Genomic DNA, 13,697 nt, shown 5'->3' on the forward strand with positions numbered 1-13,697 from the left:
TTGAATATTATATAATTTATAACCATTTAAATTTTTAATAAATGATAACCGAAGTGCTAACAGCAAATCAATTAAAAAAAGAAGCGCCCGTATTTGGACAACTATCTTTTGACAATCACGAACAAGTTGTTTTTTGTCAAGACAAAGATACAGGATTGAAGGCAATAATTGGTGTGCATAACACAATTTTAGGACCGGCATTAGGAGGAACTCGTATGTATGACTATGCATCAGAGTGGGACGCTCTTAATGATGTATTAAGGTTATCTAGAGGGATGACCTATAAAGCAGCAATTACTGGATTGAATCTTGGTGGAGGAAAAGCTGTGATTATAGGAGATCCAAAGAAAATCAAGACCCCAGAATTAATGACTCGTTTTGGTAAGTTTGTGCATACCTTGGGAGGGAAATATTACACTGCAGAAGATGTAGGTATGGAAACTTCTGATATGGATACGGTAAGAGAAGTTACTCCTTACGTAACTGGTATTTCTGAAGCCAAAGGTGGGGCAGGTAACCCTTCTCCCGTAACCGCTTACGGAGTATATATGGGTATGAAAGCAGCAACCAAATTTGCTTATGGCAATGATGCATTGGCAGGGAAACGAATTTTGGTACAAGGAATTGGTCATGTTGGTGAAGAACTAGTGAGACTGGCTGCAGAAGAAGATGCTAAAGTAATTATCGCAGATATTAATGAAGAAAGATTACAGGAGGTAAGTAAGAAGTATGGTGCAGAGATTTACAGAGGAGAAGACTTATATGCAGAAACTGCAGATATTTACGCTCCGTGTGCACTTGGTGCTACTGTAAACGATGATACCATTAATAAGTTAAAGGTGAAAGTTATTGCAGGTGCTGCAAATAATCAGTTGGCCAATGAGAATATTCACGGTCCTTTACTTCAAAAGAAAGGAATAGTGTATGCTCCGGATTTCTTGATCAATGCAGGAGGTATTATTAATGTATATGCAGAGATTGAAGGTTATGGTAGAGAAGAGATCAAATCCAAGACTGAGAATATTTACAATACTACTTTGGATATTTTGAATAAATCAAAAGCGATGAATATCACTGCAAATGCATCGGCTATGAGCATTGCTGAAGATCGTATTGCAGCAAGAAAAAAAGAGCAATTGTAGAATTTTAAAAATTTAAAATTTAGCTACAGAAAAAAGAAATTTAAAGTAGTTAGATTAAAAATAATAGTATTTTTGCAGGGCGAAAGTTAGGTATACTTTCGCCCGTTTTTTTTGTATAAAGTTCTTTGTAATTATTCTATGTTAACCAGAAGACATATTAGAGTAAAAGTCATGCAGTCGCTCTACACGGTAGGGCAGACCCAAAGTGATAACCTTGATAAAGAAGAAAAATTCCTGCTATTTAGTATTGATCAGATGTACGATTTGTTTCTTATAAATCTGCAACTCCTTGTAGAAATTAAGAAGCACGCTGCCGAATTTTTGACCAAAAGTCAAAAGAAGTATCTCGCTACTTCTGAAGAAAAAAATCCCAACACCAAATTTATCGATAATGAGGTGCTTACATGGTTAGAAAACAATGTAGAGCTTAAGGAAAAAATTGAAAGAAAGAAAATGAACTGTTGGGAACTCGATAGTGAATATGTAACACTTTTATGGGAGGCTATAAAAGAGAGTGAAATATATGCTGATTATATGAGTACCAAACTAAGTTCTTTTAAGGAAGACAAAGAGTTTGTTCTGGATATCTTTAAAGAAGTAATAGCTCCCAACGAGAAACTATATGATTATTTTGAAGATAAAAGATTAACCTGGGTAGATGATTTACCATTGGTAAACACTGCAATCGTAAAGATGTTACGTAAGGCCAAGGCATCTCATGATGAACAAAAATCTTTACCAGAGTTATATAAAGATGAGGATGACAAAAAGTTTGCTATCGATATTTTTAGAAAAACAGTTCTTAACGGCGATACATTTACCAAGGAGATCGATGGTAAGACGCCAAACTGGGATCAGGATCGAATAGCAGAACTGGATAAAGCTATTATAAAAATGGCGATTTGTGAGTTTGTAAAGTTCCCGTCAATCCCTGTAAAAGTAACAATTAACGAATATTTAGAGATTGCAAAAGAATATAGTACTCCTAAAAGTAGTATTTTTATCAATGGTATTCTGGATAAATTATCAAAAGAGTATCAGAAGAACGGTAAACTAAATAAAGTTGGTAGGGGACTTATGTAGTTCAAAAAAAAATGTATTTTTAACCCTCAAATTAATTAAAAACCCAAGTAATGAAAAAAGGAATCTTAATTTTAGCCGGAATCTTTGCTATGACGATGGTGTCTTGTAAAGAGGATGCAACAAAAAAAGTTAAAGAAGAAAATGTTGAAATAGCGGCAGAAAGAGATGCAAAGAATACTGATTTTCCTGTGATGACATTTGCTGAAACTGAATTTGATTTCGGTACGATCAACGAAGGAGATGTAGTAGAGCACACTTTTAAATTTACAAATACAGGAAAAGCTCCTTTAGTAATTGTAAGCGCAAAAGGAAGCTGTGGATGTACTGTGCCAGAGTGGCCAAAAGAGCCAATAGCACCTGGAGCGGAAGGTGAAATGTTGGTGAAGTTTAACTCAAACGGAAAACCAAATCAGCAAACTAAGCAGGTAACTATTACTGCTAATACAGAAGCTGGAAAAGAAGTACTTAAGATTAAGGCACTGGTAAATCCAAAAGCTAAACCAGCAGGAGGAGCACCAGCAGGAAACTAATATATGGAACAAATTCAATCATTTCTTCCTTTTATATTGATCTTTGTGGTGATGTATTTTTTTATGATACGCCCGCAAATGCAAAAGGCAAAAAAGGAAAGAAAATTTGCTGAAGACTTGAAAAAAGGGGACCGTGTAGTAACAAAAAGTGGTCTTCATGGTAAAGTTTTCGACTTTAGTGAAAAAAACAATGCTATTATTATTGAAACAGGAGCAGGTAAATTGACGTTTGACAGATCTGCAATCTCTTTGGAGATGAGTGAAAAGTTAAACAAACCCGCTACAGATAAGAAGTAATAACTAGCCTACTTGTTAAAAGCGCGATAAAATTATAACTAATTCTATCGCGCTTTTTTACGTTTTATTATCTAGAAAATAATATGTTACTTCACTTTTTTGCTAGCCGTTAATTCAGCTATTCGAACAATCACTTCCACAGCTTTGATCATACTCTCTACAGGAACATACTCATATCGTCCATGGAAATTATGCCCTCCAGCAAAGATATTAGGACAAGGTAGGCCTTTAAAACTAAGCTGTGAGCCATCTGTTCCTCCTCTAATGGGTTTGATAAGAGGAGTAATATTGAGGGATTTCATAGCTTCCTCGGCAATATCTACAATATGCATTACAGGTTCAACTTTTTCTCGCATATTGTAATATTGATCATTGATATCAATAGTAATAGGCTCGTTATTATATTTTGAGTTGATTGTTTGGGCTGTTTGAAGCATAAAAGCCTTTCTTTCTTCAAACTTTTCTTTATCATGATCTCTAATGATATAGTACAGTTTGGTTTCTTCTACATCACCTTTTATAGTATGTAAATGATAGAAACCTTCCCGACCACTAGTATGTTCGGGGGTTTCTTTTTTGGGTAATGCGTCGATATAATCCTGAGCAATATACATGCTGTTGATCATTTTTCCTTTGGCATAACCAGGGTGAACTATCTTTCCTTTTACCGTTACCACAGCGCCAGCAGCATTAAAGTTTTCATATTCTAATTCTCCTATTTGGCTACCATCCATAGTATAGGCCCAATCAGCTCCAAACTTAGGGACATTAAATTTATGAGCGCCTCTCCCTATTTCTTCATCCGGCGTGAATCCAATTCGTATTTTTCCATGTTTGATTTCAGGATGTTGAATCAAGTATTCCATTGCAGTGACAATTTCAGTGATCCCTGCCTTGTCATCCGCCCCAAGAAGCGTAGTACCGTCTGTAGTGATTAGAGTTTGTCCTTTGTACTGTTGTAAATCTTCAAAATAATCAGGAGACAAAACAATGTTTTCGGCTTCGTTTAAGATGATGTCTTTGCCATCATAGTTTTCTATAATTTGTGGTTTTACGTTAGCTCCTGTAAAATCAGGACTAGTATCAAAGTGAGAGATAAAACCAATGGTAGGTACTTCTTGATCGATATTCGAAGGAAGTGTGGCCATGATATATGCATTCTCGTCTATGGTTACTTCGCTAAGGCCTATTTCTTTTAGTTCTTCTACTAGCTTGTTGGCCAGGTCCCATTGTTTTTTGGTGCTGGGAGTGGTTTGGCTAGCTGGGTCGCTTTCGGTGTCAATAGTAACGTAACTTATAAATCGATCGGTGATGTGTTTTTTAGAAATCATAAAACTTAAAATGTTGTATACTGAAGAATTCAAAAATACACTTTTATTAGAAGCCTGTATAACTTATTTTTGCCAAGCAAATCCGGATACCAATGTATAAACTATTATTACGCCCTATACTTTTTAATTTTGACCCAGAAAAAGTGCATCATTTTACATTTAGAATGATCAAATTTTTGTCTGCGCTACCTCTTTTTTCTTCTGTGACTAGAAGTGTATATCATGTGAATGATCCTAAACTGGAAAGAGAAGTTTTTGGGTTAAAGTTTAAAAATCCAGTGGGTCTGGCAGCGGGATTTGACAAAGATGCGAAACTGTTTAATGAGCTTCATGATTTTGGTTTTGGGTTTGTAGAAATTGGTACGTTAACACCAAAACCTCAAGGAGGAAATCCTAAAAAACGATTGTTTCGTCTTAAAAAGGATAGCGCAATTATCAACCGAATGGGATTCAATAATGGCGGAGTAGAGGATGCTGTAAAACGTTTAAAGAAAAACAAAGGTGTCCTGATAGGAGGAAACATTGGTAAGAATAAGGTAACGCCAAATGAAAATGCGACCGACGACTATATCATTTGTTTTGACGCTCTATTTGATCATGTAGATTATTTTGTGGTAAACGTAAGTTCACCCAACACTCCCAATCTTAGAGCTTTGCAGGATAAGGAGCCGCTAACACAACTTTTGAATACCTTACAGGAGAAAAATTTGAAAAAATCTTCTCCGAAACCAATCTTGTTGAAAATTGCGCCAGACCTTACCAATGATCAATTGTTGGATATTATTGATATCGTGAAGACGACAAAAATAGCAGGTGTTATCGCAACAAATACTACAATCTCCAGAAAAGGATTACAATCCAATCTTATATTAGCAAACGAAAAAGGGGGGCTCAGTGGTAAACCCCTTACCAATAGGTCCACAGAAGTTATTCGATTTTTGTCTGAACAAAGTAATAAGGCATTTCCTATAATTGGTGTGGGGGGTATACATACCGTAGAGGATGCTCTAGAGAAACTGGAAGCAGGAGCAAGCCTGGTGCAATTATATACAGGATTTATATACGAAGGTCCCAAACTGATCAAACGCATCAATAAAGCGTTATTGCAAAACAAATAGTATGGATATTAATTATGAAATCCTATACACTTTTGTTTTAGCAACCGCTGCACTATCCATTTCGCCAGGCCCAGATAACATCTTTGTCCTAATGCAAAGTATGGCTAATGGGAAAAAATATGGCCTCTCTGTAGTGGCTGGATTGATGACAGGTTGTATCATACATACATCTCTATTAGCGTTTGGGGTATCGGTGATCATAAAACAAAGCGAAACACTCTTTTTTATTATCAAATTGTTTGGGGCGCTTTATCTGTTCTTTCTAGCGTATAAAGTATTCAGAAGTGAATCTTCCATTCAGTTATCAGAAGTAGGGGTACCCAAAAAGAATCCATTGCAATTGTTTAAGCAAGGGTTTATTATGAACCTTTTAAACCCAAAAGTTTCCATCTTTTTTTTAGCTTTCTTTCCTGGGTTTTTATTTAGTCAAGAATTAAGTACTGTAGTGCAGTTTTATATGTTAGGACTGCTGTTTATCCTGGTTTCATTTGTGGTGTTTGGATTAATCGCCGTACTGGCAGGAGCTATTTCAGAGTATCTTAAGAAAAATGCCAAGGTAGGACTCATCCTCAAATGGCTGCAAATTATCGTTTTTATAGGGATAGGGGTTTTTGTTCTTTTTTCTGAAAAATAATAATAGATCAATTAATGTAAGCCTCCTATGAGCAGAAGGCTTACATATTTTTAATCTAGGTTCAGAAAATAAAATTAATAGGTGCACTGATTTGCAGCGTTATTACATTCGGTCTGTATATTGTTTAACCTACGTCTAAATTCTGCAGAGTTTCCAATTCCATTAGCTACAGCTCTTATTCCTCTGTCATAAAAGACATTTGTCCAACCTTTTCCACCGTTTACATCCGGTTCTCTAAGTAATAATCCTCGGTAAGCGATATAAATAAACTTATGTACTTCTACACTGTTTAGGTTATTTCTTGAAAGATAACTATGGTACTGCGAGTTCCATTTCACACTTGCTTCATTAGAAGTGATAAACCCTTTGGCCAAGTCATCGAACCCTTGGGTCAAAAGAACCTGAATCCAACCATTAACGACTTGCGCATTTTCTGGACATCGTCTTAGGTATGATAAGTATGCCAATCTTACAACACAATGTGCATCAAAAGCTGGTGGTTGCGGAATGTTAGGAGGAGTAAAGTCAGGGCGATCCAATAATGGATAAATTTTACCCGTGTCTTCTAAGTTTTCTGTAGTTTCTACAGCTTCTACAGGTTGTTCAAAAGTGTCTTCCTCTTTCTCACAGGAGACCATAAGGAACAATGCAAAAAGGATCGGAAGTACAAAAAGGTAACGTAGTTTTGGATTTTGAGTTTTCATAAAAGTTTTGTTTTAAGATTTGTATAAAATTGATTGTTTTAAATTGTGAAATCAGCAGTTAGACGGTCCAAGAAACACTGCTTTGAACCAGAGGTAAAGCAGTGCTCCATCCTTGGCTAGGCAACGACGTCAATGACATCAAAACAGATATATTCGCTACCTACCCAGTCACAGACCATATTATCCTGGGCTCCTCCTTTAATTGTTTTAGTTTGTTCTCTGTGTAATACTTGTATTCCTTCGATGTTTAAAATGGGATTGTGGTTCATGTGATATAAATTAATTATGGTCTTACTCTGTTTTTAGGATTTTCAGATTCCTCCTTGATTTAAAATGATTTGAAATTTATGATTGATGTATATTCAAATTTAAAAGTGTATATGTCTTAAAAACAAGGGTTTAAAGTCTGGTTTCCAGAATAAGGAGTAGGATTTCCGGAAACCAGACCTTATGGTTTTTCTTAGAAATTTATAGATGAAACCTATAGAAATACAGGGTATCTTTGGAGATGATACCATTTTAAAATGGTATATTTACTACACATCAATCAATCACATTTACTACCAAATGTTTTTTGTTTTCGTTGCAGATTATCCTAATTGAATGTGGTATATGGTTATGTAAACATTTGGTGGTGTTATACATTCTTAAAACCTAATGAATAAAATAGCACGAATAGCACGGCTTGTAGTTCTTTTGTGGTGCTCGAATCTTACATTTTCTCAATCCCTTGATGAACATTTCGTAGTACCCGATTCTCTTCAACCATTCTCTTATGAAGAGGTTTTGGAAAAGTTTTGGGATAATTATGAAGACATCCCAGTGGCTATTCCTTACTTAAATGTATGTTTGGCAAAGGCGGTTCAGGCAAGTGATAGCCTTAAAATGGCAGAGATTTACGCTCGATTTTACTTTTATGAAGAAAATGATTCCTTAAAACTTAAGTTTTTAAATAAATCTATATCATTATCCAAAAATCTGGGACATGCACTATATCCTACTTTTCCATATTCATCAAAAGGTAATTTTTATTTCGAGAAATGGGATTACGAAAATGCGTTGGATAATTATTTGAAAGCTTTGGATTATTCTAGAAAGAATAAGAATGAGAACTTTCAACATATGGTAGAATATAATATCGGACTAATAAAAACTAAACTAGGAAAGCATGATGAGGCTTTGCAAATCTTTAAAAGAAGTAGACCGTATCAAGAAAAAAGAGGTATAAGGGACACTGTCGATTATTTGGATATTATGGTGAATCTCACCGAATCGTATACCAAAAACAATAAAATCGATTCGTCTGATTACTATATCGCCCGAACCTTTTCTTCTATAAACTATTACGATGAAGGATTGTACTATCAATTACTCCTTAACCAGGGAGTTAATTTTTATTATAAAAATGATTTTCCGAACGCCGAGAATACACTAAGAGTTACCTTGCCTTATTTGGAAAGACTAGAGGATAAAGCATTTTTGGTAAAAGCCTATTATTATTTGGGTAAGCTAAAAGAACCGTTGGTAAACCCTCAAGAAGCCACTTTATTTTATAAACGTATAGATTCGGTATTCCAAAAGGCTCAATTTATAGTTCCTGAAGTAAGAGAAGGGTATTTGTACCTCATTGATAATTACAAGTTGAAACAAGATTTTGAAAACCAGTTGTTTTATGTAGATCGACTCTTGAAATTTGATAGCATTATGCGTAAGAATAATACGCAGGTGAATGAAAAGATGTTTAAACAATACGATACAGCTAACCTACTTGCTGAAAAAGAAAAATTGATTGAAGTGGTTTATGCTAAAAATTCAAATTTTAAGATTTACATATGGATCTTGGTGGGTATTGTTTTTGGAGTAACCATATTACTCTACTATCAATTTCAAAAAAGAAGATTATATGCTCAACGATTTAATGAATTGATGGAAGAAGAAAGTGGAAGAAGCGAAAAAATGACCAAAGAACCCGAAGTAGATGCTAAAACAGAAGAAATCAAAAAACTGAAAATAGCAGAAGAAATTAAAGCAGATATTTTGACCAAAATTGAAAAGTTTGAAGCAAACAAAGAATTTCTGGAACCTAACATCACCACCAATAGTTTGGCAGCACGGTTTAAAACTAATAGCAAGTATGTGTCTAGAATTGTAAACATTTATAAAGAGAAAAACTTTACGAATTATATCAATGACTTGAGGGTCGAATATCTGATAGAAGAGTTAAAAACGAATAAAAAGTTTAGAAACTATACCATTAAAGCAATTTCTAGCGAGATCGGTTTTAATACTACCGAAGCCTTTTCAAAGTATTTCCATAAAAAAACAGGTTTGTATCCTTCTTATTTTATCAAACGAATAGCGGAGTATGAGGATGAACTGAAGGCGTCTGTTTAATTAGAGTAGATTTAGCTTTTTTAAGAGTCGGGTTTCCGGAAACCAGACAGTTAAAGGCTGCTTAATGCTTTGAATACGGGGGAAAAGCAATACATTTAAGTAATCAATCCTTAAAACTCAGTCACAATGAAAAAAAATGTAAAAAGAAGTAGTATTCGTTTGAAGAAGGTCCAAATTGCTAAAATTACAAACCTTTCCTATATAAAAGGTGGTATTGGATCGGATACCATATCAAATTATTTTGGATGTACTAAAGGGTGTGTAGATAATCCTGATGTGCCACAGATGTAGGAAGATAAAAATCATGTTATAGTGATATCGAGATTATGATAGCTATAAAAGCACTTGATTTAAATTGAGTGCTTTTTTTATGGAGTCAAGTAGTTGGAAATAGTGGATGCATAAAATTTTCCTAAGAATATTAGTGATTCTTTTAATTCTGAAAAATAATCATACTTTTATAGGCGTAACTGAATATTTTCTATTTTGATCTGCTAAAATGGCCGAAAAAGTAAAAATTATTGAATGCCCTAGAGATGCAATGCAGGGCATTAAAGAATTTATCCCAACCGAAAAAAAAGTACAATACATTCAATCTTTATTGAGGTGTGGTTTTGATACTATCGATTTCGGAAGTTTTGTTTCGCCAAAGGCTATCCCACAAATGGTGGATACAGCAGAAGTATTATCGCGATTAGACTTATCCCATACAGAAAGTAAGTTGTTGGCCATCATTGCCAATGTTCGAGGAGCAAATGATGCAGCACAACATGAGGCTATTGATTATTTGGGATATCCATTCTCAATTTCAGAAAATTTTCAGATGCGTAATACGCATAAGACCATTGCTGAATCTGTTGAGACGCTTAAGGCTATTTTGGATATTGCAGGTAATGCAAACAAAGAGGTGGTTGCATATCTTTCTATGGGGTTTGGTAATCCCTATGGGGATCCCTGGAATGTAGATATTGTAGGGGAATGGACAGAGAAATTAAACAAGATGGGGGTAAAAATACTTTCATTATCGGATACAGTGGGTACGTCCACTCCAGAAATTATCGATTATCTCTATTCCAATTTGATTCCTAAGTATCCAGAAATCGAATTTGGAGCTCACCTGCATACTACGCCAACGACTTGGCACGAAAAAGTGGATGCAGCATACAAAGCTGGATGTAGAAGATTTGATGGAGCGATACAAGGTTTTGGAGGATGCCCTATGGCTAAGGATGAATTAACAGGAAATATGCCTACAGAACGTATGATTTCTTATTTTACCACAGTTCAGGCGGATACAAATATTAGAACACTGAGTTTTGAGTCCTCGCATAATGAGGCGTCCAAAATATTTTCGGTATATCACTAAACAACAAACTAAAATGAAAGGAATTTTAAAAAAAGTAGGAATAGCACTTTTGGTCGTATTGGTAGTTCTTCAATTCGTAAGACCTGATAAAAATGAATCTGGATATGAGTCTGTAGCCTATTTCGAAAAAGAAACCAAACCTTCTCCAGAGGTACAACAAATACTGAAAACTAAATGTTACGATTGCCATAGCAATCAAACCATATATCCTTGGTATGCCGAAGTAGCTCCTGTGTCGTATTGGATCGATCATCATGTAGAAGAAGGTAAAGAACATTTTAACGTATCCGATTGGGAAGGATATAGCGTTAAAAAGAAGGATCATAAATTAGAAGAGCTCATAGAAGAAGTAGAGGAGGGTGAGATGCCACTTTCATCATACACATGGTTGCATAGTAATCTTGAAGAAGCAGAAAAAGAACAATTGATCAATTGGGTAAAACAGGTAAGAAGTCAATATTCTGTTACAGAGTAAGTTATTGTAGCTATTGTGTTGAGTAGCACTTTTCGTGATTTAAACCTATATTATCTTTAGGTTAATTTTATTTAGATTTATTACAAATAAAGTTTGTGAGATGCATTTATATCTATATATTTGCCCTCATAAATATTACTATTTGAATTAAGTCTAAATAAAAAGTCAATGAAAATCAATCACTTATTAAAAGTTATATGTTTATCCGGAGTTGCTATATTAGGATCATGCTCTTCTGATGACGATACTCCAGATACAGGTTTAACTGCCCCAGCGACGTATGTTTTTGAACGTAACGGAGAAACTACAGTTAGTTTTAGCGGACAAACTACTCGTATTAAAATGGGAGAAGAAATCCTAAATGCATTTAAAACTGAAACATTAGACGAAGCTACAATAGATGCTATGTTTGCACATGTTGAAGGAGCAAACGATTTTTCTGAGGCAGATCTTAATGCTTCTGATAAAAGTGTACGTAGTAAAACTGCTGCTTCACAAGATTATTTTTCTGACAATGTAACTGATGCAAACGCGATCAAAGCTGAATTTGATGCTTTTATTAAAGGGCAGGTAGATGAAGTATTCCCAAATTGGGGTACTACTGCAGTGGCTGGTACACCTGGAGTAATCCAAGAAGCTGGAGGTGGATCTGACCGATATGTAAACGCCAAAGGATTAGAGTTAAACCAAGCATTTAACAAAGGTTTAATTGGAGCACTAATGGTAGATCAAGCATTGAATAACTACTTAGGTGTAGCTATTCTTGACCAAGCAAATAATAGTAGAGCCGATAATGACAATGAAGTATTAGTGGACGGTAAAAACTATACTAATATGGAGCACAAGTGGGATGAAGCATATGGTTATGCTTACGGAACTGCGGCAAATACTGCCAATCCAAATCCTACTATTGGAGATGATGACAGTTTCTTAAACAAGTATATTGGACGAGTAGAAGGGGATCCTGATTTTGCGGGTATCGCTGAAGAGATATTTAATGCATTTAAATTAGGTAGAGCAGCTATCGTAGCAAAAAGATATGATGTACGTGATGCGCAATCTGCTATCTTAAGAAGAAAAATCTCTGAAGTAATTGCCATTAGAGCAGTATATTATCTGCAACAAGGTAAGAATGGTCTTGAGGCTGGTACAGTAGATTTTGCTAGTGTATTCCACGATCTTTCAGAAGGGTACGGATTTATTTACAGTCTACAATTTACGAGAAATCCAGATACGAATGCTCCTTATTTTAGTAGAACAGAAGTACAAGGATTTATCAGTCAGTTGATGGGTGGTACCAACGGTTTATGGGATGTTACTCCTGCAACGTTACAATCAATTGCTGAGGCTATTGCTGCAAGATTTGACTTTACTGTTGAGCAAGCTGGTAGTACCAATTAATTAAACAAAAGATAAAATCGTAAAAAAGAGGTGGGAAAACAGTATGTTTTCAACCTCTTTTTTTACATTTGCAAAACTTATTAAGAATAAATAAAAATAATATGAAGAAGTTGCTAGGTTCATTTTTCGTTTTGATGCTTTTGGTATCCGCTTGTTCTACAAGTGATGATGGTGGAGAAGCAGGAGGAGATAGTTTCGACAGAGCTGCGATGTTGGTAAATTTTGCAGATAATATCATTATCCCATCATTACAAAAGTTTTCTACAGATATAACGGCTTTAGATCAGGCAACTACTGCTTTTACTGCCGACGCTAATGAAACTAATTTACAAGCTTTAAGAACAGCTTGGTCTAATGCATATTTATCTTGGCAAGCGGTAGGGATGTTCGAGATTGGAAAGGCAGAGGAGTTATCCTATAGAAACTTCATGAACGTTTTTCCGGTTAATGCAGGAAATATAGATGCTAATATCACTTCAGAATCTTACGATCTGGGTGCTGTAGCCGCTCAAGATGAACAAGGTTTTGGAGCTCTAGATTATATGATCAATGGATTAGCGGCTGCGGATGCAGATATCGTTGCTTTTTACACAGATGCAACCAATGGTGCTAAGTATATTTCTTACTTAACAGACCTAGTAGATCGAATGAACAATTTGACTACCGAAGTACTGGCAGATTGGAATGGCGATTATAGAGCGACTTTTGTTGGTAATAGTGGATCATCTGCTACAAGTTCTGTAGATAAAATTGCTAATGACTTTCTATTTCATTACGAAAAGCACTTAAGAGCTGGAAAAGTAGGGATACCTGCAGGAGTGTTTGGCACTGAGACTTTTGATGACAAAGTAGAAGCTTTTTATAAAGGAGATTTTTCCAAAGCACTTTTTAATGCCAATTTGAATGCAATGCAGGATTTCTTTAACGGGAAACATTTTGGAAGCAGTGCTACCGGAGAGAGTTTTAAAACCTATTTGGATTTCTTGAATACCATAAAAGAAGGTGAAGACCTTGCTGAGATCATCAATAATCAATTTAATCTTTCACGAACTACTGCTGCCGGTTTGGATGATAGTTTTACAGAACAAGTTCGTTCCAATAATAACTTAATGCTGAATACTTATGACGAGCTCCAAAAAAATGTAGTTCATTTAAAAGTAGACATGCTACAAGCATTTTCAGTAAGAGTGGATTTTGTTGATGCCGATGGTGACTAGTATTA

General features: G+C 35.3%; 15 protein-coding genes. 12 read left to right on the top strand and 3 right to left on the bottom strand.

Annotated elements, in window-relative coordinates:
- The first annotated feature begins 41 nt into the window (after positions 1 to 41).
- From ACXAGJ_RS18905 to yajC, 4 genes are all read left to right on the top strand, one after another.
- Positions 42 to 1,142 carry a Glu/Leu/Phe/Val family dehydrogenase gene (locus tag ACXAGJ_RS18905; protein WP_474841971.1) on the top strand — a complete coding sequence of 367 codons (1,101 nt, stop codon included), beginning with the start codon at positions 42 to 44 and terminating at the stop codon, positions 1,140 to 1,142.
- A gap of 171 nt (positions 1,143 to 1,313) precedes the next feature.
- Positions 1,314 to 2,225 (top strand): transcription antitermination factor NusB, encoded by a 912-nt coding sequence (nusB, locus tag ACXAGJ_RS18910; protein ID WP_474841973.1) that lies wholly within the window; start codon positions 1,314 to 1,316, stop codon positions 2,223 to 2,225.
- 50 nt (positions 2,226 to 2,275) lie between these two features.
- Entirely contained in the window at positions 2,276 to 2,755 is a 480-nt protein-coding gene (locus tag ACXAGJ_RS18915; RefSeq protein ID WP_474841975.1) for a DUF1573 domain-containing protein, read from the top strand.
- A 3-nt stretch (positions 2,756 to 2,758) separates the two neighbouring features.
- Positions 2,759 to 3,052, top strand: coding sequence for a preprotein translocase subunit YajC (gene yajC / locus ACXAGJ_RS18920; RefSeq protein WP_473285919.1), 294 nt, complete (start codon positions 2,759 to 2,761; stop codon positions 3,050 to 3,052).
- A gap of 86 nt (positions 3,053 to 3,138) precedes the next feature.
- On the opposite strand, the gene pepT is transcribed toward yajC, so the two are convergent.
- Positions 3,139 to 4,383: a peptidase T gene (gene pepT, locus ACXAGJ_RS18925; protein ID WP_474841977.1), complete on the bottom strand. Its 1,245-nt coding sequence runs from the start codon at positions 4,381 to 4,383 to the stop codon at positions 3,139 to 3,141.
- Between the two features lie 92 nt (positions 4,384 to 4,475).
- Here pepT and ACXAGJ_RS18930 point away from each other — a divergent pair, with 92 nt between their 5' ends.
- A complete protein-coding gene (locus tag ACXAGJ_RS18930; protein ID WP_474841979.1) occupies positions 4,476 to 5,501 on the top strand; it encodes a quinone-dependent dihydroorotate dehydrogenase in 1,026 nt (341 codons plus the stop codon).
- Position 5,502: 1 nt separating this feature from the next.
- Positions 5,503 to 6,135, top strand: coding sequence for a LysE family translocator (locus ACXAGJ_RS18935; RefSeq protein ID WP_474841981.1), 633 nt, complete (start codon positions 5,503 to 5,505; stop codon positions 6,133 to 6,135).
- A 74-nt stretch (positions 6,136 to 6,209) separates the two neighbouring features.
- Here the strand turns inward: ACXAGJ_RS18935 and ACXAGJ_RS18940 are convergent, their stop codons facing one another.
- Both ACXAGJ_RS18940 and ACXAGJ_RS18945 read right to left on the bottom strand, forming a co-directional pair.
- On the bottom strand, positions 6,210 to 6,839 hold the full coding sequence (locus tag ACXAGJ_RS18940) for a hypothetical protein (protein WP_474841983.1): 630 nt from the start codon (positions 6,837 to 6,839) through the stop codon (positions 6,210 to 6,212).
- 116 nt (positions 6,840 to 6,955) lie between these two features.
- Positions 6,956 to 7,108, bottom strand: coding sequence for a hypothetical protein (locus ACXAGJ_RS18945; protein WP_474841985.1), 153 nt, complete (start codon positions 7,106 to 7,108; stop codon positions 6,956 to 6,958).
- A 388-nt stretch (positions 7,109 to 7,496) separates the two neighbouring features.
- On the opposite strand from ACXAGJ_RS18945, the gene ACXAGJ_RS18950 reads away from it, so the two are divergent.
- The 6 genes from ACXAGJ_RS18950 (at position 7,497) to ACXAGJ_RS18975 (ending at position 13,692) form a co-directional block, all read left to right on the top strand.
- Positions 7,497 to 9,233: a helix-turn-helix domain-containing protein gene (locus ACXAGJ_RS18950; RefSeq protein ID WP_474841987.1), complete on the top strand. Its 1,737-nt coding sequence runs from the start codon at positions 7,497 to 7,499 to the stop codon at positions 9,231 to 9,233.
- Positions 9,234 to 9,359: 126 nt separating this feature from the next.
- A complete protein-coding gene (locus ACXAGJ_RS18955; RefSeq protein WP_474841989.1) occupies positions 9,360 to 9,524 on the top strand; it encodes a hypothetical protein in 165 nt (54 codons plus the stop codon).
- A gap of 208 nt (positions 9,525 to 9,732) precedes the next feature.
- The gene (locus tag ACXAGJ_RS18960) at positions 9,733 to 10,599 is read left to right on the top strand and encodes a hydroxymethylglutaryl-CoA lyase (RefSeq protein WP_474841991.1); all 867 of its coding nucleotides are present in this window, start codon (positions 9,733 to 9,735) and stop codon (positions 10,597 to 10,599) included.
- A 13-nt stretch (positions 10,600 to 10,612) separates the two neighbouring features.
- Positions 10,613 to 11,074, top strand: coding sequence for a heme-binding domain-containing protein (locus tag ACXAGJ_RS18965; protein WP_474841993.1), 462 nt, complete (start codon positions 10,613 to 10,615; stop codon positions 11,072 to 11,074).
- Positions 11,075 to 11,242: 168 nt separating this feature from the next.
- The gene (locus ACXAGJ_RS18970; RefSeq protein ID WP_474841995.1) at positions 11,243 to 12,475 is read left to right on the top strand and encodes a DUF4856 domain-containing protein; all 1,233 of its coding nucleotides are present in this window, start codon (positions 11,243 to 11,245) and stop codon (positions 12,473 to 12,475) included.
- A gap of 101 nt (positions 12,476 to 12,576) precedes the next feature.
- The gene (locus tag ACXAGJ_RS18975) at positions 12,577 to 13,692 is read left to right on the top strand and encodes an imelysin family protein (protein ID WP_474841997.1); all 1,116 of its coding nucleotides are present in this window, start codon (positions 12,577 to 12,579) and stop codon (positions 13,690 to 13,692) included.
- Positions 13,693 to 13,697 lie beyond the last annotated feature (5 nt).

It is taken from the genome of Aquimarina sp. AWH4_224, assembly GCF_056160245.1.

What these genes read in the sequence shown, in the direction of transcription:
- ACXAGJ_RS18960 (WP_474841991.1), top strand. Translation starts at nt 9,733, where the DNA reads ATGGCCGAAAAAGTAAAAATTATTGAATGCCCTAGAGATGCAATGCAG.
- ACXAGJ_RS18970 (WP_474841995.1), top strand. Translation starts at nt 11,243, where the DNA reads ATGAAAATCAATCACTTATTAAAAGTTATATGTTTATCCGGAGTTGCT.
- ACXAGJ_RS18915 (WP_474841975.1), top strand. Translation starts at nt 2,276, where the DNA reads ATGAAAAAAGGAATCTTAATTTTAGCCGGAATCTTTGCTATGACGATG.
- ACXAGJ_RS18945 (WP_474841985.1), bottom strand. Translation starts at nt 7,108, where the DNA reads ATGAACCACAATCCCATTTTAAACATCGAAGGAATACAAGTATTACAC.
- nusB (WP_474841973.1), top strand. Translation starts at nt 1,314, where the DNA reads ATGCAGTCGCTCTACACGGTAGGGCAGACCCAAAGTGATAACCTTGAT.
- ACXAGJ_RS18950 (WP_474841987.1), top strand. Translation starts at nt 7,497, where the DNA reads ATGAATAAAATAGCACGAATAGCACGGCTTGTAGTTCTTTTGTGGTGC.
- ACXAGJ_RS18930 (WP_474841979.1), top strand. Translation starts at nt 4,476, where the DNA reads ATGTATAAACTATTATTACGCCCTATACTTTTTAATTTTGACCCAGAA.
- ACXAGJ_RS18940 (WP_474841983.1), bottom strand. Translation starts at nt 6,839, where the DNA reads ATGAAAACTCAAAATCCAAAACTACGTTACCTTTTTGTACTTCCGATC.
- yajC (WP_473285919.1), top strand. Translation starts at nt 2,759, where the DNA reads ATGGAACAAATTCAATCATTTCTTCCTTTTATATTGATCTTTGTGGTG.
- ACXAGJ_RS18905 (WP_474841971.1), top strand. Translation starts at nt 42, where the DNA reads ATGATAACCGAAGTGCTAACAGCAAATCAATTAAAAAAAGAAGCGCCC.
- pepT (WP_474841977.1), bottom strand. Translation starts at nt 4,383, where the DNA reads ATGATTTCTAAAAAACACATCACCGATCGATTTATAAGTTACGTTACT.
- ACXAGJ_RS18965 (WP_474841993.1), top strand. Translation starts at nt 10,613, where the DNA reads ATGAAAGGAATTTTAAAAAAAGTAGGAATAGCACTTTTGGTCGTATTG.
- ACXAGJ_RS18955 (WP_474841989.1), top strand. Translation starts at nt 9,360, where the DNA reads ATGAAAAAAAATGTAAAAAGAAGTAGTATTCGTTTGAAGAAGGTCCAA.
- ACXAGJ_RS18975 (WP_474841997.1), top strand. Translation starts at nt 12,577, where the DNA reads ATGAAGAAGTTGCTAGGTTCATTTTTCGTTTTGATGCTTTTGGTATCC.
- ACXAGJ_RS18935 (WP_474841981.1), top strand. Translation starts at nt 5,503, where the DNA reads ATGGATATTAATTATGAAATCCTATACACTTTTGTTTTAGCAACCGCT.